General features: G+C 71.5%; 21 protein-coding genes. 4 read left to right on the top strand and 17 right to left on the bottom strand.

What is annotated here, in order from left to right; all coding sequences use genetic code 11:
* The first annotated feature begins 91 nt into the window (after window positions 1–91).
* From ACFXJ8_RS03080 to ACFXJ8_RS03090, 3 genes are read left to right on the top strand one after another with little or no spacing between them, the layout of a single operon-like run.
* Window positions 92–1,960, top strand: coding sequence for a serine/threonine-protein kinase (locus ACFXJ8_RS03080; protein ID WP_379642126.1), 1,869 nt, complete (start codon window positions 92–94; stop codon window positions 1,958–1,960).
* A gap of 9 nt (window positions 1,961–1,969) precedes the next feature.
* Window positions 1,970–3,466, top strand: a complete 1,497-nt coding sequence (locus ACFXJ8_RS03085) for a serine/threonine-protein kinase (protein ID WP_379642127.1) — start codon at window positions 1,970–1,972, stop codon at window positions 3,464–3,466.
* A 31-nt stretch (window positions 3,467–3,497) separates the two neighbouring features.
* Window positions 3,498–4,904, top strand: a complete 1,407-nt coding sequence (locus ACFXJ8_RS03090; RefSeq protein WP_379642128.1) for a protein kinase — start codon at window positions 3,498–3,500, stop codon at window positions 4,902–4,904.
* A gap of 2 nt (window positions 4,905–4,906) precedes the next feature.
* Here the strand turns inward: ACFXJ8_RS03090 and ACFXJ8_RS03095 are convergent, their stop codons facing one another.
* The 3 genes from ACFXJ8_RS03095 to ACFXJ8_RS03105 are packed head-to-tail and all read right to left on the bottom strand — an operon-like array spanning window position 4,907 to window position 6,775.
* A complete protein-coding gene (locus ACFXJ8_RS03095; protein WP_379642129.1) occupies window positions 4,907–5,836 on the bottom strand; it encodes an RluA family pseudouridine synthase in 930 nt (309 codons plus the stop codon).
* A complete protein-coding gene (lspA, locus tag ACFXJ8_RS03100; protein WP_379642130.1) occupies window positions 5,829–6,422 on the bottom strand; it encodes a signal peptidase II in 594 nt (197 codons plus the stop codon). The genes ACFXJ8_RS03095 and lspA overlap by 8 nt, the downstream gene beginning before the upstream one ends.
* A complete protein-coding gene (locus ACFXJ8_RS03105; RefSeq protein WP_379642551.1) occupies window positions 6,386–6,775 on the bottom strand; it encodes a TraR/DksA family transcriptional regulator in 390 nt (129 codons plus the stop codon). The genes lspA and ACFXJ8_RS03105 overlap by 37 nt, the downstream gene beginning before the upstream one ends.
* Before the next feature lie 428 nt (window positions 6,776–7,203).
* Here ACFXJ8_RS03105 and ileS point away from each other — a divergent pair, with 428 nt between their 5' ends.
* Window positions 7,204–10,350, top strand: coding sequence for an isoleucine--tRNA ligase (gene ileS / locus ACFXJ8_RS03110; RefSeq protein WP_379642131.1), 3,147 nt, complete (start codon window positions 7,204–7,206; stop codon window positions 10,348–10,350).
* 178 nt (window positions 10,351–10,528) lie between these two features.
* Here ileS and ACFXJ8_RS03115 read toward each other — a convergent pair whose 3' ends face one another.
* From ACFXJ8_RS03115 to ACFXJ8_RS03180, 14 genes are all read right to left on the bottom strand, one after another.
* A complete protein-coding gene (locus tag ACFXJ8_RS03115) occupies window positions 10,529–12,508 on the bottom strand; it encodes a hypothetical protein (RefSeq protein ID WP_379642132.1) in 1,980 nt (659 codons plus the stop codon).
* A gap of 57 nt (window positions 12,509–12,565) precedes the next feature.
* Entirely contained in the window at window positions 12,566–13,438 is an 873-nt protein-coding gene (locus ACFXJ8_RS03120; protein ID WP_379642133.1) for a DivIVA domain-containing protein, read from the bottom strand.
* 55 nt (window positions 13,439–13,493) lie between these two features.
* Complete coding sequence (locus ACFXJ8_RS03125; RefSeq protein ID WP_379642134.1) at window positions 13,494–13,778, bottom strand: YggT family protein; 285 nt, start codon at window positions 13,776–13,778, stop codon at window positions 13,494–13,496.
* Between the two features lie 80 nt (window positions 13,779–13,858).
* Entirely contained in the window at window positions 13,859–14,362 is a 504-nt protein-coding gene (locus tag ACFXJ8_RS03130) for a cell division protein SepF (protein WP_379642135.1), read from the bottom strand.
* 157 nt (window positions 14,363–14,519) lie between these two features.
* Entirely contained in the window at window positions 14,520–15,221 is a 702-nt protein-coding gene (locus ACFXJ8_RS03135) for a YggS family pyridoxal phosphate-dependent enzyme (protein WP_379642136.1), read from the bottom strand.
* Window positions 15,222–15,373: 152 nt separating this feature from the next.
* Window positions 15,374–16,819: a cell division protein FtsZ gene (gene ftsZ, locus ACFXJ8_RS03140; protein ID WP_379642137.1), complete on the bottom strand. Its 1,446-nt coding sequence runs from the start codon at window positions 16,817–16,819 to the stop codon at window positions 15,374–15,376.
* Window positions 16,820–17,013: 194 nt separating this feature from the next.
* Window positions 17,014–17,676, bottom strand: coding sequence for a cell division protein FtsQ/DivIB (locus ACFXJ8_RS03145; RefSeq protein ID WP_379642138.1), 663 nt, complete (start codon window positions 17,674–17,676; stop codon window positions 17,014–17,016).
* Window positions 17,673–19,079, bottom strand: coding sequence for a UDP-N-acetylmuramate--L-alanine ligase (gene murC / locus ACFXJ8_RS03150; RefSeq protein ID WP_379642139.1), 1,407 nt, complete (start codon window positions 19,077–19,079; stop codon window positions 17,673–17,675). The genes ACFXJ8_RS03145 and murC overlap by 4 nt, the downstream gene beginning before the upstream one ends.
* Window positions 19,076–20,161, bottom strand: a complete 1,086-nt coding sequence (gene murG / locus ACFXJ8_RS03155; protein ID WP_379642140.1) for an undecaprenyldiphospho-muramoylpentapeptide beta-N-acetylglucosaminyltransferase — start codon at window positions 20,159–20,161, stop codon at window positions 19,076–19,078. Before murG ends, murC begins: the two co-directional genes overlap by 4 nt.
* Window positions 20,162–20,196: 35 nt before the next feature.
* Window positions 20,197–21,513, bottom strand: a complete 1,317-nt coding sequence (ftsW, locus tag ACFXJ8_RS03160) for a putative lipid II flippase FtsW (protein ID WP_379642141.1) — start codon at window positions 21,511–21,513, stop codon at window positions 20,197–20,199.
* Entirely contained in the window at window positions 21,510–22,868 is a 1,359-nt protein-coding gene (murD, locus tag ACFXJ8_RS03165) for a UDP-N-acetylmuramoyl-L-alanine--D-glutamate ligase (protein ID WP_379642142.1), read from the bottom strand. The genes ftsW and murD overlap by 4 nt, the downstream gene beginning before the upstream one ends.
* Complete coding sequence (gene mraY, locus ACFXJ8_RS03170; RefSeq protein ID WP_379642143.1) at window positions 22,865–23,920, bottom strand: phospho-N-acetylmuramoyl-pentapeptide-transferase; 1,056 nt, start codon at window positions 23,918–23,920, stop codon at window positions 22,865–22,867. The genes murD and mraY overlap by 4 nt, the downstream gene beginning before the upstream one ends.
* Window positions 23,917–25,329 carry a UDP-N-acetylmuramoyl-tripeptide--D-alanyl-D-alanine ligase gene (gene murF / locus ACFXJ8_RS03175; protein ID WP_379642144.1) on the bottom strand — a complete coding sequence of 471 codons (1,413 nt, stop codon included), beginning with the start codon at window positions 25,327–25,329 and terminating at the stop codon, window positions 23,917–23,919. The genes mraY and murF overlap by 4 nt, the downstream gene beginning before the upstream one ends.
* Entirely contained in the window at window positions 25,326–26,858 is a 1,533-nt protein-coding gene (locus tag ACFXJ8_RS03180) for a UDP-N-acetylmuramoyl-L-alanyl-D-glutamate--2,6-diaminopimelate ligase (RefSeq protein ID WP_379642145.1), read from the bottom strand. The genes murF and ACFXJ8_RS03180 overlap by 4 nt, the downstream gene beginning before the upstream one ends.
* Window positions 26,859–26,898: the final 40 nt, after the last annotated feature.

Consider the following 26,898-nt stretch of genomic DNA (forward strand, 5'->3'; position numbering starts at 1 on the left):
CGAGGAGTCATGGATCTAAGACTACACGGGTCGCTGCCACCCGATCCCTATGGGAGTATTTCTAGGCTTAGAAGGGGGTTTGAGGCCGTTGATGTCGGATGGACAGCAGCACGCCGGACGCCGCGTCGCCGGTCGGTACCACCTGAAGGAGCCAATCGGGCGAGGCGGCATGGGCATCGTCTGGCGTGCCCATGACGAGCTGCTCGACCGCGAGGTCGCGGTCAAGGAGGTCCGCTACGCGGCCGTGCTGGGCGACGAGGTGCAGCTGCTCAACCGCCGCACCATGCGCGAGGCGCGCGCGGCGGCCAGGTTCACCCATCCGAACGTGATCGTCGTCCACGACGTGATCGAGGAGGACGACCGGCCGTGGATCGTCATGCAGCTGGTCCCCTCCCGCTCGCTGGGTCAGGTGATCAAGGCCGAGGGACCGCTGCGGCCCAGGAAGGTGGCCGAGATCGGCCTGGCGGTCCTGGAGGCTCTCAAGGGCGCCCACGACGCCGGCGTGCTGCACCGTGACGTGAAGCCGGAGAACGTGCTGCTGGCCGAGGACGGCCGGGTCGTGCTGACCGACTTCGGCATCGCCACGCTGGAGACCGAGACCGCGCTGACCATGACGGGCCTGGCGGGCACGCCCGCCTTCATCGCGCCCGAACGGCTCAAGGGCCTGCCCGCCCGCCGCGAGTCGGACCTGTGGTCGCTGGGCGCCACGCTCTACACCGCGGTCGAGGGCAAGGCCCCGCACGAGCGCGGCATGGCGATGGCGACCATGATGGCCGTCCTCAACGACGACGCTGCGCCCGCGGCCAAGGCCGGGCCGCTCAAGCCCGTCCTGGACGGCCTGCTGGCCAAGGAGCCCGTCCAGCGCCTGTCCGTCGACGAGACCGCCAGGCTGCTGCGCAGGATCATCGACCAGGCCCCGAACGAGACGGTCAGGGTGGAGCGCCCGCCCGCCGTACCCGACGTGGACGTGGACGACACACCCACCGACCCCAGCCTGCCCGCGATCGCACCGCCCGTGGCGGCCAGGCCCCCCGCCAGGAAGCCGTCCGTCCCCAAGCCCAGGCCCGCGGCCCCCAAGCCGTCGGCTGCCCCCGAACCGCCGGCGCCCAAGCCGCCGGTGTCCGAGCGCGAGCCAGAGGTCGCCACGCCCGCCCCCACCACGGCCATGCCCGCGGCGGCGGCCGAGGCGTCCTCCGAGCTGTTCGAGACGGGCATGCGGCTGCCCGAGACGCCCACCGCCGCCTCGGAGCGCACGCCTCCCGTACGGCGCGCGCTCCCCTTCGTCGCCGTCGCCATCGCCATCCTCGTGGTGGGCGGCGTGGCGGGCCTGCTCGGGCTGCGCTCGGCGGGCGACGGCGGCGGCACCACGGCCTCGAAGGAGCCGACCGAGAAGGTGACCACCACGGTCACGGCGACGGCCACGGCGACGACCCCCGCCGCCCAGCCCACGGCGACGGCCTCGGCGACCCCTTCCACGACCTCGTCGCCCTCCCCCTCGCAGACCGCCGCCGCGCTGCCCGAGGGCTGGCGGATGTACAAGGACAAGAAGCTGGGCTTCTCCGTCGGGCTGCCCCCGGACTGGAAGGAGTTCCAGCGCAAAGGCAGGCAGGTCTTCTTCCGCGGCCCCGGCGCCTCGTCCAACTCGTACCTGTTGATCGAAGAGGCCGTGGACCCCGGCGACGACCCCTACGGCGACTGGAAGAAGCAGGAGCCGAGCGCCAAGCACACTTTCGGCGGCTACGAGCTGCTCGACATCAAGAAGGTCGACTACATGAAGGCCGCCGCCGACTGGGAGTTCACCTGGAACACCTACACCGGCGCGACCAGGGTGCGCAACCGCGGCTTCGTCACCGACAACGGGCGCGGCTACGCGATCTACTGGCACACGCTCAAGGCGAACTGGAAGCGCGACCTCCGGTTCTTCGACACGTTCGCGGCGACGTTCAAACCCGCCAAGTAGGCTTCGCTGGTGCGCGTCGGCAACAGGTACCGCCTGATCGAACCCATCGGCGAGGGCGGCATGGGCATCGTCTGGCGCGCCCACGACGACCTGCTCGACCGGGCGGTGGCGATCAAGGAGGTTCGCTACACCGGCATCGGCGAGCAGAAGCGCGTCCAGCTCAACCAGCGCACGATCAGGGAGGCGCGGGCGGCGGGCAGGCTCGACCATCCGAACGTGATCGTCGTCCACGACGTCATCGAGGAGGACGGCCGCCCCTGGATCGTGATGCAGCTGGTGCGCTCGCGTTCGCTGGCGGAGGTGATCAGGCAGCGGGGCCCGCTGCCGGTGGCGCAGGTGGCGGGGATCGGCGCCGCCGTGCTGTCGGCGCTGCGGGCCGCGCACGCCGCGGGTGTGCTGCACCGCGACGTCAAGCCGGAGAACGTGCTGCTGGCCGAGGACGGCAGGGTCGTGCTGACCGACTTCGGCATCGCTGCCGTCGACGCCGAGGCGGGCCTCACCGCGACGGGCAACCTGGTCGGCACGCCCGCCTACATGGCCCCCGAGCGGCTCAACGGCCTGCCCGCCACGCCCGCCTCCGACCTGTGGTCGCTGGGGGCGACTCTGCACACGGCGGTGGAGGGCGGCGCGCCGTACCGGAGAGACTCGTGGGCGGCGACGGTGGCGGCGGTGCTGCGTGACCCGCCAGAGCCGTCACAGCTGGCCGGTCCGCTCGCGCCGGTGATCTCGGGGCTGCTCCAGCGGGATCCGGCGGCTCGGATGAGCGTGCAGGAGGCGGGCGCCAGGCTGGCGGCGCTGGAGCCGGCCGCCGCGCGGGCCGGGCACGAGCCCGCGACCCGCCTGTCGGGGCGCGACGCCGCCACCAGGGAGCGGTCCGTGAAGCGGCGCTCTCCGCTGGTGTGGGCCGTCCCCAGCGTCGTGCTCGCCGCGGCGCTGGCCGGTGGCGGCGTCTGGCTGGCGATGCGGCCCGCCCCCTCCGGTACGGCAGGCCCGGCGCCTGCCTCGTCCGCGCCCGGCACGACGACGCCGAGCGAGACCACGGCCCCCACCAAGGCCCCCACCTGGCGGCTGCTCACCAGCAGGCTGGGCCGCTTCTCGGTGTCGGTGCCCAGGGAGTGGACCGCGAAGAAGACCCCCGACCGCGACAGCGTCAGGGTGACGGGGCCGGACGCTCCAGGCACGCTGATCATCGAGTGGACCGAGCCTGAGGAGCCCGTCAGCGATCCCGTCGAGGCGTGGCTGCGCCTGGAGAAGGAGATCCAGGCCAAGGGCGAGTTCGCGGGCTACCGGCGGGTGGGCATCCGCCCGCTCACCTATCTCGGGGTGCCCGCCGCCGACTGGGAGTTCACCAGGAGGAGGGACGGCGAGGTCATCCACGTGATCAACCGCGGCTTCCGCCTGGCCGACGGCAGGCCGTACGCCGTCTACTGGGAGGCTCCCGAAGCCTCGTGGCGCGAGGGCCTGCCGTACTTCGACCGGTTCGTCAAGACCTTCCAACCCACGTGAGCTCCGTCAATTACGGGGTAGTCCGTCCTTCATGTCCGAATCCTCGGAGATCATCGGTGGGCGCTACCGTCTGCTCAAGACCATCGGACGCGGCGGGATGGGCACCGTGTGGCATGCCCACGACGAGGTTCTCGGCCGCGACGTCGCGGTCAAGGAGGTCGTCCCGCCGCCCGACCTGACGGGGCCAGAACGCGAGATCTTCACCGTCCGCACGCTGCGCGAGGCCAGGGCCGCCGGCCGGGTCGCCCACCCCGGCGTGGCCACCGTCTTCGACGTGGTCGAGGAGGGTGGTCATCCGTGGATCGTGATGGAGCTGGTCCGTTCGCGGACGCTGGGCGCCATGGTGCGCGAGCTCGGGCCGCTCGAACCCGCCAGGGTGGCCGCGATCGGGGTGGAGCTCCTGGGGGCGCTGCGGGCCGCGCACGCGGCGGGGGTGCTGCACCGCGACGTCAAACCGGACAACGTGCTGCTGGCCGAGGACGGCAGAGCCGTGCTGACCGACTTCGGCATCGCCGTCACGGACGACGACGCCTCCGTGACCAGGACGGGGGTGCTGCTCGGCACGCCCGCCTACATCGCGCCCGAGCGAGCCGCGGGAGGCGACGCCGAGCCCGCCTCCGACCTGTGGTCGCTGGGCGTGACGCTCTACACGGCCGTGGAGGGGCACTCGCCCTTCCAGCGCGGTCATCCGCTGGCCACCATGGCGGCCGTCATGCACGAGGAGCCGCTGCCGATGTCGGCGGCGGGGCCGCTGGCCCCTGTCGTGAGCGGGCTGCTGCGCAAGGATCCCGCCGAGCGGATGAGCCTGGACGAGGCCGAGCAGCGGATGCGCTTGATCGTGCTGGGCATCGCGCCGGAGGCGACCGCCCCGGTCCCGGTGCGCGCGGCGCCTGCCGTACGGACGACAGGGGGTGGAGGCGGGGCGCCCGCGGGCCGTCGGCCCCGGCGGCTGGCCGCGCTGGCCGCCGCGGCGCTGGCGGTGGCGCTGGTCACCGGCGGGATGGCGTGGATGTCGAGCCGCGACCCCGGGCCCGAACTGCGGCAGCCGCAGCCGGCCACGGTGCCGCTGGTGGACAGCACGCCGTCGGCCACCTCCGCGCCGCCGCCCTCGCCCGCCGAGAAACCCGCCGAGCGACCGGCCGAGAAGCCCGCCGAGATGCCCGTTGAGAAGCCCGTTGAGAAGCCCGTCGAGGAGCAGCAGCCCGCCGACGTCCGGGAGAACAGGCGGACGGGCATCGAAGACAGACGGCAGGACCCGCCCGCGACCCGCACCCGCGAGCCCTCCCCCGACCCGCCGGAAGAGCAGCCCTCACCGACCGGCGCCCAGGGCCTTCCAGGTCAGGTGGAGCCCGACGAGGGCCGTGGAGAGCAGCAGGGAGAGCAGCAGGTGGAGCGGCAGGTCGAAGGCGGCCAGGGGCAGGTGCCGGGCGAAGACTGAGGTCAGGACTCCGCGCGCACGGTGTCGAGCGCCTTCTGCAGGTCGTCGGGGTAGTCGCTGCTGAAGGACATCCAGTCGCCGGTGGACGGGTGCTCGAAGCCGAGCGCGACCGCGTGCAGCCACTGCCTGGTCATCCCGAGCCTGCTCGCCAGCGTCGGGTCGGCGCCGTACATCAGGTCGCCGACGCACGGGTGGCGCAGCGCCGCCATGTGGACGCGGATCTGGTGCGTGCGCCCCGTCTCCAGCTTGATGTCGAGCAGGGACGCCGCCCTGAACGCCTCGACGGTGTCGTAGTGGGTCACCGACGGCTTGCCGCCCGACACCACCGCGAACCTGCCGTCGCCCGACGGGTGCCGGTCGATGGGCGCGTCGACCGTGCCCCTGAACGGGTCGGGGTGGCCCTGGACCAGCGCGTGATAGCGCTTGTCGACCGTGCGCTCCTTGAAGGCGCGCTTGAGCACGGAGTAGGCGTGCTCGCTCTTGGCCACGACCATCGCGCCCGTGGTGTTGGCGTCGAGGCGGTGCACGATGCCCTGCCGCTCGGCCGCGCCGCTGGTGGCCACCGTGTGGCCGGTGCCGAGCAGACCGCCGATCACCGTCGGGCCCGTCCAGCCCACGGTGGGGTGGGCGGCGACGCCGATCGGCTTGTTGACCACGACGATGTCGTCGTCCTCGTAGATGATCGTCATGCCGGGCACTGGCTCGGCCACGGGCATGGGCGTGGTGGGCGGCGGCGGCAGCGTGACGTCGAGCCACGCGCCGGCGTGCACCCGGTCGGACTTGGCCGCCTCGGCGCCGTCGACCAGGACGTCTCCCGAGACGATCAGCTCGGCCGCACGGGTGCGGGAGAAGCCGAACAGCCGCGACAGGGCCGCGTCGAGCCGTTCTCCCTCGAGCCCGTCGGGGACGGGCAGACTGCGCTGTTCAGCCATTCTTGGCAGACACCTCCCTGGTGCCGTCGATCTGGTAGCCGCGCCAGGCCAGGAACACCGCCACGATGCCGCCGCACACGATCATCGAGTCGGCGACGTTCCAGACGGGGAAGTGCCCGGGGAAGGTCTCGATGAAGTCGACCACATGGCCCTGCAACTGGCCCGAGGCGGGACGGCCGAAGCCCGCGGGGTAGCGCAGCAGCCGGTCGGTGAGGTTGCCGAGCGCTCCGCCGAGCAGCATGCCGAGCGTGATCGCCCAGGGCAGGCTGCGCAGCTTGCGCGCCGTACGCAGGATCGCGACCACCACGCCCGCGGCGACCAGGGTGAAGACGAAGGTCATCCCGGTGCCGATGCTGAAGGCCGCGCCCGAGTTGAAGATCACCCGGAACTGCAGCAGGTCAGGGATGATCACCATCGGCGGCTCGCCCTCCAGCGTCCGCAGCACGAGCGTCTTGGTGAGCAGGTCGAGGGCGTAGATCACGACCGCGATCAACGCGAGAAGGCCGATCAGGCGTCGCCCGACCGGCCTCTCGCCTCGTTCGCCGTCGCTCAGCGGCGCTCCTCCCGCTGCTTGCACGTCACGCACAGCGTCGCTCTCGGGAACGCCTGCAGCCGCTCCTTGCCGATCGGCTTGTGGCACGATTCGCACACTCCATAGGTCCCTGCGTCGATCCTGGCGATCGCACGTTCGTTCTGCGCGACCAGGTCGCGTGTGTTCAGGGTAAGGGCGATCTCGCGTTCGCGCTCATAGGTCTTCGCCCCGGCGTCGGCCTGGTCGTCGCCGGCGCCCTGCGTGACATCTCCCGACGCGATCTCGGATTCGTGCCGCAGGATGTCCGCCTCGAGCTCGGCGATCTCCTGCGCGAGCGCGTCGCGCACCTCGGCCAGCTCCTCTGCCGACCACATCGAAGGGGTCGCGGTCTGCGTGACTGCCGCCATGGCTGCCTCCATGCTGATCAAGGCTCAAACGGTGCGGGCAGCTTAGGCCGTGGATAACGAACCGGCAAACGACCCGCCGTACGGATTACCCCTCCCGTACTATCCCGCCTCGACCAATCAACTCCTCACCATAAGCATCCATTCCCGGTTCTTTGTCGCCATTTGCTGCGATGGAAATCGGGAAGAAGGCAACCTCCACTCTGCGTTATGGTTGCAGTCTGCAAGGCGTTGACGGAGCCCTGTGACCGACATCACAGGGGCATCACTCCTGAGCCGCTGGAAGAACGGCTCGCCAGAGCTCACTAGAACCGGCCGCAGACCAAATGAAGTGGGTCCCCCAGGGGGTCAAGAGGGGTGGTACCGCGGAGCCCGTGCGGCTTCGTCCCTTCACACCGTCACCAACCTGACATGTGGAGGTCCCGCCCGAGATGTCCCACTATTTCCGCTCTCTACCCGCGCAGGTCGACCTGCCCGCGCTCGAGCGTGAGGTCCTCGACCGGTGGCGGGACGGGAAGATCTTCGAGCGCTCCCTCGAGCAGAACGAAGGCGCCCCCTCCTGGGTCTTCTACGAGGGCCCGCCCACCGCCAACGGCCTGCCGGGCGTCCACCACGTCGAGGCGCGCGTCTTCAAGGACCTCTTCCCCCGCTACAAGACCATGCGCGGCTTCAGCGTGCCCCGCAAGGCCGGGTGGGACTGTCACGGCCTGCCGGTCGAGGTCGGGATCGAGAAAGAGCTCGGGCTGACGGGCAAGAAGGACATCGAGGCGTACGGCATCGCCGAGTTCAACGCCAAGTGCCGCGAGTCGGTGCTGCGCCACGTCGACGCCTTCGAAGAGCTGACCGAGCGGATGGGCTACTGGATCGACCTGTCCACGGCCTACCGCACGATGGACCCCGACTACGTCGAGTCCGTCTGGTGGTCGCTCAAGGTCATCTTCGACAAGGGCCTGCTGTTCCGCGACTTCCGCATCACGCCGTACTGCCCGCGCTGCGGCACCGGCCTGTCCGACCACGAGCTCGGCCAGCCCGGCGGCTACGAGACCGTGTCCTCGCCGTCGGTCTACGTCCGCATGCCCGTCACCTCGGGCCCGCTGGCCGAGCTGAACGCCTCGCTGCTGATCTGGACGACCACGCCGTGGACGCTGGTGTCCAACACGGCCGTGGCCGTACACCCCGAGGTGACCTACGTCGCCGCCCGCACCGCCGACGGCGAGGTGCTGGTCGTCGCCGAGCCGCTGCTGGCCCAGGTGCTCGGCGAGGACTACACCGAGGTCGCCCGCTTCACCGGCCGCGAGCTGGAGCGCACCTCCTACTCCAGGCCGTTCGACCTGGTCGACATCCCCGGCGCGCACTACGTGGTCCTGGGCGACTACGTGACCGTGGAGGACGGCACCGGCCTGGTCCACCAGGCCCCCGCCTTCGGCGCGGACGACATGACCGTCTGCAAGTCGTACGGCATGCCGATCGTCAACCCGATCGGCCCCGACGGCCGCTTCCTGCCCGACGTCCCGATGGTGGGCGGCACGTTCTTCAAGGACGCCGACGACGAGCTCACCGCCGACCTGCGCGCCCGCGGCCTGCTGCTGCGCGGCGGCCACTTCGAGCACAGCTACCCCCACTGCTGGCGCTGCCACACCCCGCTGCTCTACTACGCGCTGCCCGCCTGGTACATCCGCACCACCGCGGTCAAGGACCGCATGCTGGCGGAGAACCAGAAGACCAACTGGTACCCCGACACCATCAAGTGGGGCCGCTTCGGCGAGTGGCTGCGCAACAACGTCGACTGGTCACTGTCGCGCTCGCGCTACTGGGGCACGCCGCTCCCCCTCTGGGTCTGCTCCGAGGACGAGTCGCACATCACGTGCGTGGGCTCGCTCGCCGAGCTCGGCTCGCTGGCGGGCCAGGAGCTGTCCGGGCTCGACCCGCACCGCCCGTTCGTGGACGACATCGCCTTCCCCTGCCCCTCGTGCGGCGGCGAGGCGCGCAGGGTGCCCGACGTCATCGACGCGTGGTACGACTCCGGCTCGATGCCGTTCGCCCAGTGGGGCGCCAAGGGCAAGCCTGAGGGCGTCTACCCCGCCCAGTTCATCTGCGAGGCGACCGACCAGACGCGCGGCTGGTTCTACTCGCTGATGGCGGTCGGCACGCTCGTCTTCGACCAGTCCTCCTACGAGAACGTGCTCTGCCTCGGCCTGATCCTGGCCGAGGACGGCCGCAAGATGAGCAAGCACCTCGGCAACGTGCTGGAGCCCATCTCACTGATGGACGAGCACGGCGCCGACGCCCTGCGCTGGTTCATGGCCGCCTCGGGCTCGCCGTGGGCGGCGCGCAGGGTCGGCCACAACGCGCTGGAGGAGATCGTCAGGAAGGTCCTGCTGACCTACTGGAACACCGCCTCCTTCTTCACCCTGTACGCCAACGCCGAGTCGTGGTCGCCCTCCATGGCCGCCGAGGCGCCGCCCGCCGCGCAACGCCCGCTCATCGACAGGTGGGCGCTGGCCGAGCTGCACAGGACGGTCGCCGAGGTCTCGGACGCGCTCGACGTCTTCGACACCGTGCGCGCGGGCCGCAGGCTGGCCGAGTTCCTCGACGACCTGTCCAACTGGTACGTCAGGCGCTCGCGCCGCAGGTTCTGGCAGGGCTCGCACGAGGCGTTCGCGACCCTGTACGAGTGCCTGGAGACCGTCACCAGGCTCATGGCGCCGATCACGCCGTTCGTCACTGACTACCTGTGGGACGTGCTGCGCGGCGTCGACGCGCCGTCGTCGGTCCACCTGACCTCCTGGCCCGCGGTGAACGAGGACCTGCTCGACCCCGAGCTGTCGGCCCAGATGGCGCTGGTGCGGCGGCTGGTGGAGCTGGGCCGTTCGGCCCGCGCCGCCTCGGGCGTCAAGACCAGGCAGCCGCTCGGCCGGGCACTCGTGGGCGCGCCCGGCTGGGCCGGGCTCACCGCCGAACTGCGCGACCTGATCGCCGACGAGCTGAACGTGCAGGCGCTGGAGGACATGTCCGGCTTCAGCGCGGACCTGGTGTCCTTCACGGTCAAGCCCAACTTCAGGGCGCTCGGCAAGCGGTTCGGCTCGCAGACCAAGCTGGTCGCCGCCGCCGTCTCGGCCGCCGACGCCGCCACGCTGGCCGCGACGCTGCGCTCCGGATCGCCGGTCTCGCTCGAGGCGGGCGAGCTCGGCACGGTGTCGCTCACGGCGGACGAGGTGATCGTCACCGAGCAGCCCAAGTCCGGGTGGGCGGTGGAGACCGGCGCGGTCGACACCGGCACCGGCGAGACGGTCGCGCTCGACCTGGCCATCACCGACGAACTGCGCAGGGCCGGACTGATCCGCGAGGTCATCCGCCTGGTGCAGGACGCCCGCAAGTCCACGGGGCTGTCCATCACCGACCGGATCGACCTGTGGTGGTCGGCGTCCTCGCCCGAGCTGGCCGAGGCGCTGCGCTCGGGTGGCTCGCTGGTCGGCGAGGAGGTCCTGGCCGCGAGCCTCACCGAGGGCCAGGCCGACGGCCTGCCCGTCCAGTCCGACGCCGACCTGGGGCTGGCCTTCCAGCTGCGGCGCGCCTGACGACGACGACGAAGAGCGCGGCCCCTCTCCCGAGGGACCGCGCTCTTCCCATGCCTGCCACCAGGCCTCGGACTCCGGTACGGCGCGCCCGGCGCACGGCGGGCTCTGACAGCTCTGGTACGGCGGCGCCGCCCGTGAGCTTCACGGGCGGCGCTGCTGGGGTGTCCTGAGGTGCGGGTCAGCCGACCGTCTGGTGATCGTGCATGCACACCGAGCAGGGGGTCAGCCCCTTCGCCTCGGCCTCGCTCTGCGGCATCGACCGTACGCCGCTCGCCTCGGCCGCCCTCACCAGCGGGCAGGAGGAGCTGTGGAAGCGCCTGGTGCCGCCGATCACCTTGACGATGGCGGGACGTTCGAGCCTGACGGTCTCGTTGGCGCTCTCACCCTTCTCGGGACCGGAAGCGCCTGCCGTACCCGAGGAGGGTGGGGTGGGACCGGAGGCGACCGGAGGCCCGGCGCGCCCGGGTGCGGTCGCCTCCGGCTCCACCGGCTCGTTGGCCGGGGACTCGGCGCGGTCGAACCACCCACCGCCGGATCGCGCGGGCCTCGCGCCGCCGCTGGGGCGCTCGGGCTCGGCTTCCCTGCCGCGGGTGGAGGCGCCGGAACCCGGCGCAGAGGTGGAAGATCCCGGCGCTGGCGCGGCGGCATTGGAGCCGGACGCGGGGGTGGAAGATCCCGGCGCTGGGGTGGATGTGGTGGAGCCCCGCCCTGGGGTGGAGACGTCGGTGCCCGCTGCGGGGGTCAGGCCCGCGGGAGGGCGCAGCCGCTGGGTCTCCCGGGAGGCGGCGTTCTCGTCTTCCTTCGGCTGCTTGGTGGCCGACGCGTCGTTGCCCTTGGCCGCGGGAGGGGTGGGTTTGGCCAGGTTGGGGACGGTAGAGCCGCCTGGAGTGCCCGCTACGAGCCTCCCGGGCGAGCTAGGCGGCAGAGGAAGCCCTCCCGGCGCCGTGTCGCCCTCGTCGACCTCAGCGGCCGGGAGAGCACTCTCCGCGCGCTCGCCCTCGGCCCGCGAGCCGCCCTTGGCGGGATCGCTCTTGGCGGGATCGCTCTTGGCGGGATCGGCCTTGGTGGGAGCGGTTGTGGAGGTGGCGGCCTTGGACGTGGCGCTCACCCCGGGGCGCTCGTCCGTCTGAGCGGTCTCGGGTCGTTCGGCAGCGGCGCTCGCCTCCGCCTTGCCGCTGGACTGAGCCTGCCTGCCATCGAACGGGGATTGCTTGCCGCCGGGCTGGACCGCCTCGCCATCGGGCTGGGCTTGCTTCCCGTCGGTCGTGGTGGCTTCCGGCTTCCCGCCGGGCCTGGTGCCTTCGGGTGCCTCACTGGTCTTGGGACCGGCTGACTGGCCGCTGTCCACCGCCTGCGCGGCGGGGGGCTTGGCCGACACACCCGCTGGGGGGCGCGGGTCGGTCTGGGCCGCGTTGCTCTCGAACGCCTCGGCGCCGTGCGCGGCCTGCGTGCCGGCGGACGCGCCTGAGGTGCCGGAGGACGGGCCGGGGACGGGTGGACGGCCCGCGGGAGTGGCGTCCCTGGGGACGGCCGGGGCGGCCGTGTAGGGGGCGCGGCCTGCGGGCTGGCCCTGCCGCGGCTCGGCGGCAGGAGGAACCTGCCGCCCTCCGAGCGCGGCGTCGGGCAGGCACGTCGTGCAGGGCGTGAAGCCCTCCTCGCGTGCCTCCTCGAAGGTGAGCTCCTCGTGCTCCCGCCCACTGAGCTGGCGGCAACTCGCCACGTGGTAGCGCTTGCGTCCCGGAATCACCAGGACGATCGCGCCGGGTGAGATCCCCCTCGGCGCCGCCGCCACGGCGGACGCGGGTCGCGGCGCCCCATGGGCGATCCCCTGCTGCGGCCGCATCCCCGAGGGGAGGGGCTGGGCAGGGGCCAGCGGCCTGGGCGGCTGCTGCGGCATCGTCGGCGCCGTGGCCGCCCCCGCGGGCGTGACCGCCGTGGGGGTGACCGTCGGAGCGTTCGCCTGCGAAGCCTGCGCCCCGGCGCCACCGCCGCCAGGGAAGAGCTCATGACGCCGCAGGAACGCCCCGATCACGAGGAAGAGCGCGGACAGCACGCTGACCACGATCGACCACATGATCAAGAACGGTTCAGCCATGACGAAGCCCGCGATCAGCAACACAACCGCCGCGAGCACCAGACCAGCGCTGATGAGGATCACAGGGGACTCTTTCGAGTGACGGGTCAGAAACGAACCTGACCCGCTACCTTACCGGCGTTAGCGGCGATCGTTGTGCGGGCCGTCGGCACCCTGGAAGGCGCCCTGGTGCTGCGCCGGGTCGCCGCCGAACGGGTTGGCGGCACCGGGCAGGGGCTGCTGTCCGGTCTGCGGGACCGCGTGGGTCATGGCGGGGGCGCCACCCATCGGACCGCTGGGGATCACGGGGAAACCGCCGCTGCCGCCCTCCGCGGAGACGTTCAGCTCGGCGAGCTGGTTCTCCAGGTAGAGCTTGAGCCTGCTGCGGTATTCGCGCTCGAAGCTGCGCAGCTCCTCGACCTTGCGCTCGAGCTCGTCACGAGTCTGGACGAGGGAACCCATCGCCTGACGGTGGCGCTCCTGCGCGTCGCGCTCCAGCGTCTCGGCGCGGGCCCGCGCGTCGCCGATGACCTGCTCGGCCTGGCGGCGAGCCTTGGTGAGGATGTCGTCGGCCTCGCGACGGGCGCGGGTGACGGTCTCGTCGGCCTCGCGACGGGCGTCGGAGATCGCCTGGTCGGCGGTCTGCTGCGCCAGGGCGAGCACGCGGGCCGCGGTGTCCATGTTGTCCTCGGCCGGAGGCATGTTCATGGCGACAGGGACCGGCTGCGGCTGCGGGGGCGCCTGCATGGGCTCCGGCTGCGGCGGCGCCATCATCTCAGGCTTGGGCTGCTCCTGGACGGGCGCGGAGGCCATCGGCATGCTCATGCCGCCCGGCACCTTGCCACGCAGGCACTCGGCCAGCTTGGCGCGGAGCTCCTCGTTCTCTTGGATCAGGCGGTCAAGCTCAGCCTCGACCTCGTCGAGGAAGGCATCCACCTCTTCCTCGTCGTAGCCCGGCCGCAGCCGGGTGGTACTGAATTGCTTGTTCCGCACATCAGCGGGCGTCAGCGGCATCTTTTTGGTCTCCTTGGCGCGCTTGGAGTCTGTCCGGAGGGACGGTACCCGATCACTACAGCGCGGACACGAGTTGGATCATGACCAAGACCACAATGAAGAGCACTGTGAAGCTTAGGTCAAAGGCCACCGTACCCAACCGGAGGGGCGGAATGAAACGGCGGAGAAACTTGAGAGGTGGGTCGGTCGCGGTGTATGTGGCCTCGGCGAGCACGAGAACGAATCCCGAAGGCCGCCATTGCCTGGCGAACGCCTGCACCGTCTCAAAGATCATTCTGCCGATGAGCAACACCAGATAGAGAGCAAGGATTACGACCAAGATCTCGCCTACGATCCCCACGGTCCGGCCGCGCCTCCACTTCTGGGTGCCCCTCCCGGCCTCGGCGAGACCTGGGTCGGGTCGATAGACATACAGAGACTCTAACTCTGGTTGAAGAATCCGCGTTCCGCGATTCGGGCCTTGTCCTCGGCGGTCACCTCGACATTGGCTGGGGACAACAGGAACACCTTGTTGGTAACACGTTCGATGCTGCCGTGTAGGCCAAAGACCAGACCTGCCGCGAAATCGACAAGGCGCTTGGCGTCGCTGTCAACCATCTCTGTCAGGTTCATGATGACGGGTGTGCCGTCACGGAAGTGCTCGCCTATCGTCCGCGCCTCATTGTAGGTGCGCGGGTGGAGCGTCGTGATGCGCGCCAGATCGGTCGTGCGGCGCTCCAGGACGGTCGTGGCCGGTCTGGGCGCCGGCACACTGGCGTCGGTGTCGTCCTCGCGGTCGTGTGTCGCCGCGGGACGCTCCTGCTCTGCCCGACGCGACTCGTCTTCGTAGTCGTAGTCGTCGTCGGTGTAGGTCTCGTACCTCTCGTAGCGGTCGTCCTCCACGAGACCGAGGTAGACCGCCATCTTGCGCATCGCGCCGGCCATCGCTACGTCGTCCTCCTGCTCATGGTCGCACTCGCTCGGGCCTTCCGCCTGGCATCGCGTCGGCGGCGGGTCCGAGGCGGTAGCCGTACCCCCTTGGAGCTCACCGCTGATCGACCTCTACGTCTTTCGCGCACCTCAAGGTCCGCTGGAGGGGACATTACCTGACGAAGAGCTTGCGACGACCGAGCAACGCCGTACCGACGCGCACGTGTGTCGCGCCGTGCGCGATGGCCTGGGCCAGATCGCCGCTCATCCCCGCCGAGATTATGGTCGCACCAGGATGCCCGGCCTGTACGGCCAGCGCCAGATCCCGCAGCCTGGCGAACGCCTTGCCCGGTTCCTCCCCCAGCGGGGCGACGGCCATGACGCCGCCGAGCCTGACGCCCTCGGTGGCGGCGATCTCGTCGGCCAGTCCCGGCACGTCGGCGGTCCTGGCCCCGCCCCTCGCCGGGTCGTCGTCCAGCGCCACCTGCACCAGGCAGCTGATCTGCCTGCCCGCCCTGACGGCCTCGCGCCCGAGCGCGGCGACCAGCCGCGACCGGTCGACGGAGTGGACGACATCGGCGTAGCCGGCGACCGAGCGCACCTTGTTGGTCTGCAGCTGGCCGACGAAGTGCCAGGTCAGCGGCAGGTCGGCGCATTCGCGGGCCTTGACGGAGGCCTCCTGGTCGCGGTTCTCCCCGATCTCCCGCACGCCCAGCTCGGCCAGGATCCTGACGTCGGCGGCCGGGTAGGTCTTGGTGACCGCGACGAGAGTGACCTCGTCACGGGCGCGCCCCGCGGCAGCGCAGGCCTCGGCGATGCGCGCCTCGACCTCCGCCAGACCGGCCGCTATCTGCGTTTTGCGTGTTACGTCCACAAGGCATCCATCGTGCACCGTTCGCGCCGCTCCCGCGAACCGAAGCCGCCGGAGTCGCGCCCCCTAGAACGCACCGAACCCCCACCGCGACGACCCATGAGTCTCGCAGCGGGGGCGTGATCCCCTCGCCCGGCCCGGCCGGGTGAGGAATCTCACTTCAGGAAGTCGGGCACGTCCAGCTCTTCTTCCTGCTCCTCGAACACCACGCGCGGCCGCCTGGGCGGCTCCGACATGCGGGAGGAGATCGGGGTCGGCGGGTTGGCCACCTCGGGAGCGGGGCGCGGGATGGACACCGGCGGGGGCGGCTCCTCCACGGGCGCGGGCGGCGGGGTCTCCACCGCTCGCACGGGCTCGGGGCGCGGCTCAGGGCGGGTCTCGACCCTCGGCTCGATCCGGGGCTCGGGACGCGGCTCAGGGCGCAGCTCCGGACGCTGCGGCTCTGACCTGGCCTCGAAGCGCGGCTCGACCCGGGCAGGCTCGGCACGCGGAGGCTCGACCCGGGGCTCGACCCGCGCGGGCTCGGCCTTCACGCTCGGCGCGGGCGCCGGGGCCGGCCGTACGGGAGCCGAGGCGGCGGGCGCGGCGGACGGCGTGCCGGTCGCGGGCCTGGACTGCTGGCGTGGCTGCTGCAGCGTCGGCTTGTCGGCGGGGGCCACCTCGTCGAAGCCGGCGGCGATGACGGTGACCCGCACCTCGTCGCCGAGCGCGTCGTCGATGACCGTTCCGAAGATGATGTTCGCGTCGAGCGCCGCGGCGTTCGAGACGAGCTGGGCCGCCTCGTTGATCTCGAACAGACCGAGGTCGGAACCACCCGCGATCGACAGCAGCACGCCGTGGGCGCCGTCGATCGAGGCCTCCAGCAGCGGGCTGGAGACGGCCATCTCCGCCGCCGCGACCGACCTGTCGTCGCCGCGCGCGTGGCCGATGCCCATCAGCGCCGAGCCCGCGCCCGACATGACCGACTTCACGTCGGCGAAGTCGAGGTTGATCAGACCGGGCGTGGTGATCAGGTCGGTGATGCCCTGGACACCCGACAGCAGCACCTGGTCGGCCGCCTTGAAGGCGTCGAGCACGCTGACCTGCCGGTCGGAGATCGACAGCAGCCGGTCGTTGGGGATCACGATGAGGGTGTCGACCTCGTCGCGAAGGGTCTCTATGCCCGCCTCCGCCTGCATGGCGCGGCGGCGGCCCTCGAAGCTGAACGGCCTGGTGACCACACCGATGGTCAGCGCGCCGAGGGAGCGGGCGATGTTGGCCACGACGGGCGCGCCGCCCGTGCCGGTGCCGCCGCCCTCGCCCGCGGTGACGAAGACCATGTCGGCCCCCTTGAGGACCTCCTCGATCTCCTCACGGTGGTCCTCGGCCGCCTTGCGGCCCACATCGGGGTTGGCGCCGGCCCCGAGGCCGCGCGTGAGCTCTCTGCCCACGTCGAGTTTGACGTCGGCGTCACTCATCAGCAGCGCCTGGGCGTCGGTGTTTATCGCGATGAACTCGACGCCCTTGAGTCCCTCCTCGATCATCCGGTTGACGGCGTTCACTCCGCCGCCGCCAATGCCGACGACCTTGATGACCGCGAGGTAGTTCTGCGGTGCTGCCACGACGAGGGGCCTTTCCGCTCGTTGACTTGCCATTTCACTGCTGTTCGAAAAACTCTCGACCTCAAGTTGAGATTCAGATTTATGTCAACCTGAGGAGTGATACGGACAGTAGGAGTCGCCTACCGGGCGGGTCAACTAACCGCGCCGCAAGCCCGTCCGGCGTGTCGCGCGCCGTCCCATTCGCGACCACCTTCTCATTTCATCGACACGACGTCGGGCGAACTGACGTCGTAGACCGTCGCCGTGCGCGGGAGCAGCGCCTCGAGCACGCGGACCTTGTCCGCGCCCCTGTCGGCCCCTCCCCAGACGACCGTGCGGCCGTTGGTGAGCCTGAAGGAGATGCCCTCGGGCGAGGTGGCCCGCACCTCGTCGATGCGCGCCAGCAGGCGGTCGGGCAACACCCCGATGGCCTTGATGGCCGCCACGGTGGACGGATCGGCGGGGCCAGGCCTGTCGACCCGCAGGACGGGCAGGTGGGGCGGCGCGCTGTCGCGCACCTCCGTCACGAAGCCCTTGCGGTCGATCAGCGCCGCCTTGCCTCCGTACGGCACGACGGCGACCGGCTTGCGCTCGACCACCTCGATCTTGAGCGTGCTCGGCCACGCCCGCTCGACCTTCGCCGAGGCGAGCTGCCGGATCTCCAGCACCCTGCCCTGGACCGCGCCGAGGTCGACGGTCGCCAACGGATGCAGGTCGGCGACCGCGGCCTGCTTCTTGATCTGGTCGGCGGGGACTGTGAGATTTCCCACGATCTCCACCGACCGCACGCCGAGGACCGGCGAGAAGAACACCAGCCACACGGTGGTGCCCACCACGCCGGCCGTGAGCAGCGCCACGAACGCCTGACGCGCCTTCACCTGGCAGACAGCTCCGCCACGATCTTCGGGCCCAGCTCGGTCACGTCGCCCGCGCCCATGGTGAGCACCACGTCGCCCGGCTGGGCCAGCGTGGCCACCAGGGCGGGCACGGTCGTCTTGTCGGGCGCGTAGGCCACCCTGGCCTCGGGCAGCGGCACCCGTGAGGCCACCATGGCCCCCGAGACGCCGGGCTCGGGATCCTCGCGCGCGCCGTACACGTCGAGCACCACGGCCTGGTCGGCCAGGCCGAGCGCGATGCCGAACTCGTCGGCGAAGAACCTGGTGCGTGAGTAGAGGTGCGGCTGGAAGACCGCGATCACCCTGCCGTCGCCGGAGTAGGAGGCGACCACGTCGCGGGCGGCGCGCAGGTCGGCGGCCAGCTCGGTCGGGTGGTGGGCGTAGCTGTCGAAGACCGCCACCCCGCCCGCCTCGCCCTTGGCCTCGAAGCGCCGCTTGGCCCCCGTGAAGGCCGACAGGCCGTCTCTGATCTCCTCGAACGGCAGGCCGAGCTCGTCGGCCACGGCGATGACCGAGGTGGCGTTGAGCGCGTTGTGGGCGCCGGGAACCGACAGCCTGACCTCGCCCCTGCCCACCACGTCGAAGACGACGCCGAAGCCGTCGGGCCGCACGCCGGCGATCTGGTAGTCGGCGCCCTCGCTCTCGCCGTAGGTGACGACCTTCAGCCCGAGCCCGCGCGCGGGCTCGATCAGCGCCGCGGCGCCCGGATCGTCGGCGCAGACCACCAGCGTGCGGCGCACGCGCTCGGCGAAGCGGGCGAAGCTGTCGTGGACCGCCCCGGGGTCGCCGTAGTTGTCGAGGTGGTCGGCCTCGACGTTGGTGACCACCGCGATGTCGGGGGCGAGCATGAGGAAGGAGCCGTCGCTCTCGTCGGCCTCGGCCACGAACACCTTGCCCGAGCCCTCGTCGGCGCCCAGACCCGTGGTGACGAGCTGGCCGCCCACGCAGTAGGACGGGTCGGTGCCGCACTTCTGCAGCGCCACCGTGAGCATCGAGGTGGTGGTGGTCTTGCCGTGGGTGCCCGCGATCGCGACGCCGGTGCGCCCGGCCATGACCGAGGCCAGCGCGGCGGCCCGCGGGATGATCCGCAGGCCCTGCTTGATCGCCTCGCCCAGCTCGGGGTTGGAGTCGCGGATCGCGGTGGAGACGACCACGGTGTCGATGTTCTTGATGTGGGAGGCGGCGTGGCCGATGTGGACCCTCGCGCCCAGCTCGCGCAGCTCCGTCACCATGTCGGAGCCGCGGGCGTCGCTGCCGGAGACGGAGACGCCGCGCTTGAGCAGGATGCGGGCGATGCCCGACATGCCCGAGCCGCCGATGCCGATGAAGTGGACCCTGCCGAGCTCGTCGGCGGCAACGGGGTCGACCAGCCGTACCAGACTCATGAGCGGCCTCCCGCGATCTCGAGCACCTTGCGGGCCAGGGCGAGGTCGGCGTCCCTTCGCCCCATCGAGGCCGCGGCCTCGGACATGGTGGCGACCCGCTCGGGGTCGCGGAGGATGGGCAGCACGTTCTGGATGATCCAATCAGGTGATAGGTCGGAGTCGTCGATCAGGAGGCCGCCGCCGCGCCGCGCGATCGGCTCGGCGTTGAGCCGCTGCTCCCCGTTGCCGTGCGGCAGCGGCACATAGGCGGCCGGCAGACCGACGGCGGTCAGCTCGGCGCAGGTCAGCGCCCCGCTCCTGCACAGCGCGAAGTCGGCTGCGGCATAGGCGAGGTCCATGCGGTCGACGTAGGGCAGCACGACGTACTGCGGGTCGCCGGGTGGCGGCTCCTGCTCCAGGGAGTTCTTCGGGCCGAGCACGTGGAGCACCTGCACGCCCGCCCTGCGCAGGGTGGGCCCGGCGGCCAGCGCCGCCTGGTTGAGCGAGCGGGCGCCCTGCGAGCCGCCGAAGACCAGCAGCGTCGGCAGGTCGGTGCGCAGCCCGAACCACGAGCGGGCCTTGTCGCCCGTCGAGAGCCTGTCGAGCTCGACGATCTGCCTGCGCAGCGGGATGCCGATGTACTCGGCCTTGGCCATGGCGCTCTGCGGGTGCCCGGTGTAGACGTGGTCGGTCAGCCGCGCGCCCAGCCTGTTGGCCAGGCCGGGACGGGCGTTGGCCTCGTGGACGACGATGGGCAGCCCCCGCCGCCTGGCTGCGAGATAGGCGGGAGTGGCGACATAGCCCCCGAAGCCGACCAGGATGTCGGCCTGGGCCCTGTCCATGATGGCGGCGGCGGCGTTGATGGCGCCCGCCAGCCGTCCAGGGACGGTCAGCAACTGGGGCGTCAGCGCCCTCGGGAGTGGTACGGCCGGCACCAGCTGCAGGTCGTAGCCCCTGGCCGGGACCAGCGTGGTCTCCAGGCCCCGCTCCGTGCCGAGACAGGTGACGCCGACGCCCGGCACGAGCCTGCGCAGCGCGTCACCCAGGGCAAGAGCCGGCTCGATGTGACCGGCCGTCCCGCCACCGGCGAGGACCACCCTCATATCGCTTACTCCCTACTAATGAGAAACGTGCCGCCCTAACGTTCCGCATCTGGCCCGACTCGTCCAGTGGGCGCGTTTCTTGTTAGTCGTCGCGGTCGGCCCCGTTGCGCACCTCCCAGGCCCAGCCAGCTTAGAGCCCTCGCGGCCGGTCCGGGGCCACGCGCGGCCAGAGCCTCCCGCGCGCCTGGTTCGCGTTTGGCGAATGACAACAACATGCCAAGGGCGGCGAGCGTCGGCAACAGGGCCGAGCCGCCGTAGGAGACCAGCGGGAGCGGGATGCCGGTGATGGGCAGCACGCCGATCACCGCGCCGATGTTGACGATGGCCTGCCCGGCGATCCAGGCGATCACGGCGGCGGAGGCCAGCCTGATGAACGGGTCGTTGACGCGCATCGCCACCCGCAGACCCGCGTAGCCGAGCAGGCCGAACAGCGCGATCACCGACAGCGTGCCCATCAGCCCCAGCTCCTCGCCGAGGATGGAGAAGATGAAGTCGCTCTCGGCGTGGGGGATCCAGCTCCACTTGCCCCTGCTGCTGCCGAGGCCGAGGCCGAACCAGCCGCCCGAGCCCATCGCGATCTGCCCCTGCACGGCCTGGTAGCCCGCGCCCTGCGCGTGGCCCCACGGGTCGAGCCAGCCGGTGATGCGGTCGGACCGGTAACCCTCGGTCGTGATCATGAACACGGTGGCGACCGACATCACGCCGACGATGCCGCCGAACAGCTTCAGCGGCGCGCCCACCACCCACAACAGCGACAGGAAGATCATCATCAGGACCAGCGTGGTGCCGAGGTCGCGGCCGAGCATGACCATGACGGCCAGGATCGCGGTGCCGGGCAGCAGCGGGATCAGCAGGTGCCGCCACTCGATGCGGCCGCCGCGCGCCTTGCGCGCCAGCAGGTCGGCCCCCCACAGCGCCAGCCCCAGCTTGGCGGGCTCGGAGGGCTGCAGGTAGATCGGGCCGATGTCGATCCAGCGCTGGGCGCCCAGCTGCGACTCACCGGCGAAGATCACGATGCCGAGGCCGATGATCGACAGCGCCATGAGCGGGTAGCCGGCCCACCGGAAGAACCGGTGCGGCAGCCGCGAGCAGATCCACATCACCGGCACGCCGAGCGCCGCCGACATCGACTGCTTGACGAACCAGTAGAACGGGTCGCCCGTCTTCTGCAACGCCTCGATGCTGGAGGCCGACAGCACCATCATCAGGCCGAGCGCCAGCAGCAGCGCACTGCACCCGATGATCAGGTAGTAGGTCGTCAGCGGCTTGTCCAGCAGCTCCCGCAGCGCGGCGGCCTGCTCCTTCGTCCAGCCGGTGGGGCGCTCGACGGGGTTGTCGGCCGTGGTGCTCACGAACGCTCCCCCAGCTTCCCTACGGCGCGCGCGAAGGCCTCCCCCCTGGCAGGGTAGTTGGCGAACATGTCGAGGGAGGCGGCGGCCGGGGCCAGCAGCACGGTGTCTCCGGGGGCGGCGAGCCTGGCGGCTTCGGTGACGACACGGTCCATCACCCCAGTGTCGCGATCGGCGAGATCGACCACCGGGACATTCGGCGCGTGTCGCGCCAGCGCTTCGGCGATCGCGGCCCTGTCGACGCCGATGAGGATCGCCGCGCGCAGCCTGGGCGCGGCCTGCCTGACGAGGTCGTCGACGTCGGCGCCCTTCAGCTGGCCGCCCGCGACCCACACGATCGAGGGGTAGGCGGCCAGCGAGGCGGCGGCGGCGTGCGGGTTGGTGGCCTTGGAGTCGTCGATGTAGTCGACCTCGGCGAGCCTGCCGACGTGGGTCATGCGGTGCGGGTCGGGCACGAAGTCGCGCAGGCCCTGGCGTACGGCCTCGGGCGGCACGCCGACCGTGCGGGCCAGGGCGGCGGCGGCCAGGGCGTTGGCCACGTTGTGCGGCGCGAAGGGGCGCACGTCGTCGAGCGTGGCCAGCTCCTCGGCCTGCCGTACGGGATCGGCGACGAAGGCGCGGTCGACCAGCAGGTCTTCGACCACGCCCAGCTGACCGGGCCGCGGCACCCGCAGGGTGAAGCCCACGGCCCCCTGGTACGGCTCGGCCAGCGCGCAGGCGATCGGGTCGTCGGCGTTGTGGACGACCGTGCCCGCCCGCTCGAAGATGCGGGCCTTGGCCCTGGCGTACTCGTCGAGCGAGCCGTGCCAGTCGAGATGATCGGGCGCGACGTTGAGGATCGCGGCGGCGTGCGGCGCCAGGCCGCTCGACCAGTGCAGCTGGAAGCTGGACAGCTCCACGGCCAGCACGTCGTACGGCCCGCCGACGGCCTCGACCACCGGCACCCCGACGTTGCCGACCGCCAGCGCCTTGCGCCCGGCGGCCAGCAGCATCGAGGTCAGCATGCGCACCACGGTCGTCTTGCCGTTGGTGCCGGTGAGGGCCAGCCACGGCGCGGCCTGCGCGGGCCGCAGCCGCCAGGCCAGCTCCACCTCGCCGACCACCTCGACGCCCGCCGCGAGCGCGGCGGCGATCAGCGGGTGGTGCGGCGCCCACCCGGTGGTGACCAGCGCGGCGGCCCCGGCCGGCAGCTCCATGGCGCCGAAGCGCACCTCGACGCCGAGTTCGGCCAGCTCCGCCGCCACGACGCGCTGCCGCTCGCCCTCGGCAGCCTCCAGCACGACCACGCGCTCGCCGCGTCCGGCGAGCACCCGCGCCGCCGCGGTGCCCGACACGCCGAGCCCGGCTACCACGATCACTTGGGCATCCACTCCAGGTAGAACAGGCCGAGACCCGCGGCCGCGCACAGGCCCGCGATCAGCCAGAACCTGATCACGATCGTGGTCTCCGCCCAGCCTTTCAGCTCGAAGTGGTGCTGGAGTGGAGCCATGCGGAAGACCCGTTTGCCGGTCATCTTGAAGAAGCCGACCTGGATGATCACCGACAGCGTGATGATGACGCACATGCCGGCCAGGATGACCAGCAGCCACTGGGTGCGGGTGGTGATGGCCAGGCCCGCCAGCACGCCGCCCAGCGCGAGCGAGCCGGTGTCGCCCATGAAGATGCGGGCGGGCGGGGCGTTCCACCACAGGAAGCCGATGAGCGCCCCGAGCACGGCGGAGGCCACGACCGCGAGGTCGAGGGGGTCACGCACCCAGTAGCAGTTGGGCCCGAGGTTGTCGATGCAGTTGTTGCGCAGCTGCCAGTTGCCGATCAGCACATAGGCGCCCAGCACGGTGGCGGTGGCGCCGGAGGCCAGGCCGTCGAGGCCGTCGGTCAGGTTCACCGCGTTGGAGAAGCCGACGATCATGATGAGGACCCACGCGGTGAACAGGATGATCCCGATCGAGGGGCCGAAGTCTCGCAGGAACGACATCTTGTCCTGGGCGGGCGTGATGCCGTAGACGTTGGGGAAGCGCACGACCAGGACCGCGAAGACGGCCCCGACGACGAGCTGGCCGAGCGCCTTGGCGCCGCTGCGCAGGCCCAGGCTGCGCTGCTTGTAGATCTTGATGAAGTCGTCGAGGAAGCCCACCATGCCCAGGCCGGTCATCAGGAACAGCACGAGCATGCCCGAGATGGTCGGGGGTTCGAGCGTGATCAGGTGGGAGACGGCGTAGGCCACCAGCGCGGCCAGCACGAAGACGGTGCCGCCCATGGTGGGCGTGCCCTTCTTGCTGAGGTGCGCCTGGACACCGTCCTCGCGGACCTCCTGGCCGTAGCCTCGCCTGGAGAAGAGTCTGATCGCCAGCGGGGTGCCGAGCATCGACAGGATCAGGCCGACCGCGCCGGCGATGATGATGCTGATCACTTGGCGACCCTCCCGAGGACCAGCTCAGCCGCGCGCTGGAGGTCCATCGCGCGCGGCCCCTTCACCAGCGCGGCGTCGCCCGGCCGTAGCCATTCGGCCAGCAACTCGCCCGCGGCCTCGGCGTCGGCCACGTGCACGATCTGCGGCCCGCCCGGCGCGCCCTGGGCCGCGGCCTCCTCCGCACCGGCGAACGCGCCGCGCAGGACCGGCTCGGCGTCGGGGCCCGTCACGATGAGCCCGGTCAGGCCCGCGGCGCCGGCCATCCGGCCCACGCCCTCGTTCAGGGCCTCGCTCTCCTCGCCCAGCTCGCGCAGCGAGGCGATGACCGCGAAGCGGCGCCTGTCCTTGCCGAGGACGGCCAGGGCCTCGAAGGCGGCGCGCATCGAGTCGGGGTTGGCGTTGTAGGCGTCGTTGATCACGGTGACGCCGTCGGCGCGGTCGGTGACCTCCATGCGCCACCTGCTGCGCGGCTCGGCCTGGGACAGCTCGTCGGCGATGGTCGTCAGCGGCAGGCCGAGCTCGTAGGCCGCGGCCGCGGCGGCCAGGGCGTTCTCCACGGCGTGCGCGCCGTACAGCCTGAGCTCCACGTGGGCGCCGCCCGAGGGGGTGCGCAGCGTGAACGACGCACGCCCCCTGCCGTCGACGACGACGTTCTCGGCGCGGATGGCGGCCTCCTCGGCCAGGCCGAACAGGGTGACGCGGGCCCTGGTGCGGGAGGCCATCGCGCGCACCAGCGGGTCGTCGGCGTTGAGCACCGCCACCCCGTCGGCCGGCAGCGCCTCGACCAGCTCGCCCTTGGCGGCGGCGATGGCCTCCTTGCCGCCGAAGACGCCCAGGTGCGCGGTGCCGACGTTGAGCACCACGCCGATGCGCGGCGGGGCGATGCGGGCCAGGTCGGCGATGTGGCCCGCGTGGCGGGCGCCCATCTCCAGGACCAGGAACCGGGTGTCGTGCTCGGCCTTCAGCACGGTCAGCGGGTGGCCGATCTCGTTGTTGTGGTTGCCCGCCGGCGCGATCGACGGGCCGATCCTGCCGGTCAGCCTGGCCAGCAGGTCCTTGGTGGTGGTCTTGCCCGCCGAGCCCGTCAGGCCGATGACCGTGGCGGAGGGCAGCGACTCGGCCACCGCGCCCGCCAGCTGCGCCAGCGCGCGCAGCGGGTCGGTCACGACGACGCAGGGCACCTCCAGCGGCCTGGTCGACAGCACCGCCACCGCGCCCGCCTTGATCGCCTGGGCCGCGAAGTCGTGGCCGTCGACGCGCGCGCCCTTGATCGCCACGAACAGGGATCCCGGCTCGACGGCCCGCGAGTCGATCACGACGGATCCGCGCACCACCGCGCGCGGGTCCGCCATGCCTGACAGGGCGCCCGAGGTGATCTCGGCGATCCTGGCCAGCGGCATCGGGATCATAGGCTCTTCCTGCTTTCCTTACGTGCGTCGATCGCCTCGGCGACCACGGCCCTGTCGTCGAAGGGGATCACCTCGCCTGAGATGTACTGGCCCTGCTCGTGGCCCTTGCCCGCCACGACGACCACGTCGCCTGACTCGGCCGCGCCGACCGCCATGAAGATCGCCGCCGCCCTGTCGGGCTCGACGATCACGTGGGCGCGCCGCTCCCGCGGCACCTGGAGCGCACCGTCCATCATCGCCGCCAGAATGGCCAGCGGGTCTTCAGAGCGCGGATTGTCGCTGGTGAAAATGGCCACATCGGCCAGCCGCGCGGCGGCCTCGCCCATGAGCCTGCGCTTGCCCCTGTCGCGGTCGCCGCCGCAGCCGAGCACGACCGTCAGCCTGCCGGTGGCCACCGACCGCAGCGAGGTCAGGACCGACTCGACCGCGCCGGGTTTGTGCGCGTAGTCGACGACGGCCTGGAACTCCTCGTCGGCGGAGGTCACCCGCTGCATCCTGCCGGGGATGCCGGTCACGGCGCCGACGCCGTGGACGGCGGTGCGCAGCGGCACGCCCGCCTCGACGAGCGTCACGATCGCGCCGAGCCCGTTGGCGACGTTGAACGGGCCGGGCAGCGAGATCGTGGCGTCCTCCTCCACGCCGCCGGGGCCGACGACCCTGAAGGCGCTGCCGTCGGCGCCGAGCCTGACGTCGAGCGCGCGCCAGTCGGCCTCGGGATCGCCGGTGGCGGAGAACGTGGTCATCGGGATCTTGGCCAGGCCGAGCAGCTCGCGGCCGTGGCGGTCGTCGAGGTTGGTCACGCCGGTCCTGCTGAACTCCGGCTGGAACAGCTTCACCTTGGTGGCGAAGTAGTCGTCGAAGTCCTTGTGGAAGTCGAGGTGGTCCTGCGAGAGGTTGGTGAAGAGCGCGACGTCGTAGAAGACGCCGTCGACCCTGCCGAGCGCCAGGGCGTGGCTGGAGACCTCCATGGTCGCCGCCGTGACGCCGCGCTCGCGCATGAGGGCGAACAGGCCGTGCAGGTCGGCGGCCTCCGGCGTGGTCAGCTTGGGCTGGATGACCAGGTCGCCCGCGTGGATCTCGACGCCGCCGACCAGCCCGGTGGTGTGGCCGGCCGCGCGCAGCCCCGACTCCAGCAGGAAGGTGGTGGTCGACTTGCCGCTGGTGCCGGTCACGCCGAGGACGGAGATGTCGTGGCTGGGCTGGCCGTACACCCAGGAGGAGATCTGGCCGAGCAGGGCGCGCGGCTCGGAGACGACCAGCACGGGAAGGCCCGTGGCGACGGCGGCGTCGCGGCCCGCCGGATCGGTCAGGACGGCCACCGCGCCCCGCGCCATCGCCTGGGCGGAGTAGTCGGCGCCGTGGGCGGCGCTGCCGGGCAGGGCGACGTAGAGGTCTCCCTGCACGACCTGGCGGGAGTCGATGGTGACGCCGGTCACCGCGGCCAGCGGTGAGCGGGCGCTGCCTGACGGAGCGTCAAGCATGGTCGCCAGCCCGCTCAGCGGTCGGGGCGGGCTGGATTGAGGACGCATAGACGACGGGGGACGCACGGCGGCAGCGTACCCTCCCTGT

This window comes from Nonomuraea sp. NPDC059194, from assembly GCF_042754765.1.
GTDB lineage: Bacteria > Actinomycetota > Actinomycetes > Streptosporangiales > Streptosporangiaceae > Nonomuraea.

What these genes read in the sequence shown, in the direction of transcription:
- ACFXJ8_RS03120 (WP_379642133.1), bottom strand. Translation starts at nt 13,438, where the DNA reads ATGCCGCTGACGCCCGCTGATGTGCGGAACAAGCAATTCAGTACCACC.
- ACFXJ8_RS03090 (WP_379642128.1), top strand. Translation starts at nt 3,498, where the DNA reads ATGTCCGAATCCTCGGAGATCATCGGTGGGCGCTACCGTCTGCTCAAG.
- ACFXJ8_RS03180 (WP_379642145.1), bottom strand. Translation starts at nt 26,858, where the DNA reads ATGCGTCCTCAATCCAGCCCGCCCCGACCGCTGAGCGGGCTGGCGACC.
- ACFXJ8_RS03105 (WP_379642551.1), bottom strand. Translation starts at nt 6,775, where the DNA reads ATGGCGGCAGTCACGCAGACCGCGACCCCTTCGATGTGGTCGGCAGAG.
- ACFXJ8_RS03095 (WP_379642129.1), bottom strand. Translation starts at nt 5,836, where the DNA reads ATGGCTGAACAGCGCAGTCTGCCCGTCCCCGACGGGCTCGAGGGAGAA.
- ACFXJ8_RS03080 (WP_379642126.1), top strand. Translation starts at nt 92, where the DNA reads ATGTCGGATGGACAGCAGCACGCCGGACGCCGCGTCGCCGGTCGGTAC.
- murC (WP_379642139.1), bottom strand. Translation starts at nt 19,079, where the DNA reads ATGAGTCTGGTACGGCTGGTCGACCCCGTTGCCGCCGACGAGCTCGGC.
- murF (WP_379642144.1), bottom strand. Translation starts at nt 25,329, where the DNA reads ATGATCCCGATGCCGCTGGCCAGGATCGCCGAGATCACCTCGGGCGCC.
- ileS (WP_379642131.1), top strand. Translation starts at nt 7,204, where the DNA reads ATGTCCCACTATTTCCGCTCTCTACCCGCGCAGGTCGACCTGCCCGCG.
- murG (WP_379642140.1), bottom strand. Translation starts at nt 20,161, where the DNA reads ATGAGGGTGGTCCTCGCCGGTGGCGGGACGGCCGGTCACATCGAGCCG.
- ACFXJ8_RS03130 (WP_379642135.1), bottom strand. Translation starts at nt 14,362, where the DNA reads ATGGCCGGCGCGATGCGCAAGATGGCGGTCTACCTCGGTCTCGTGGAG.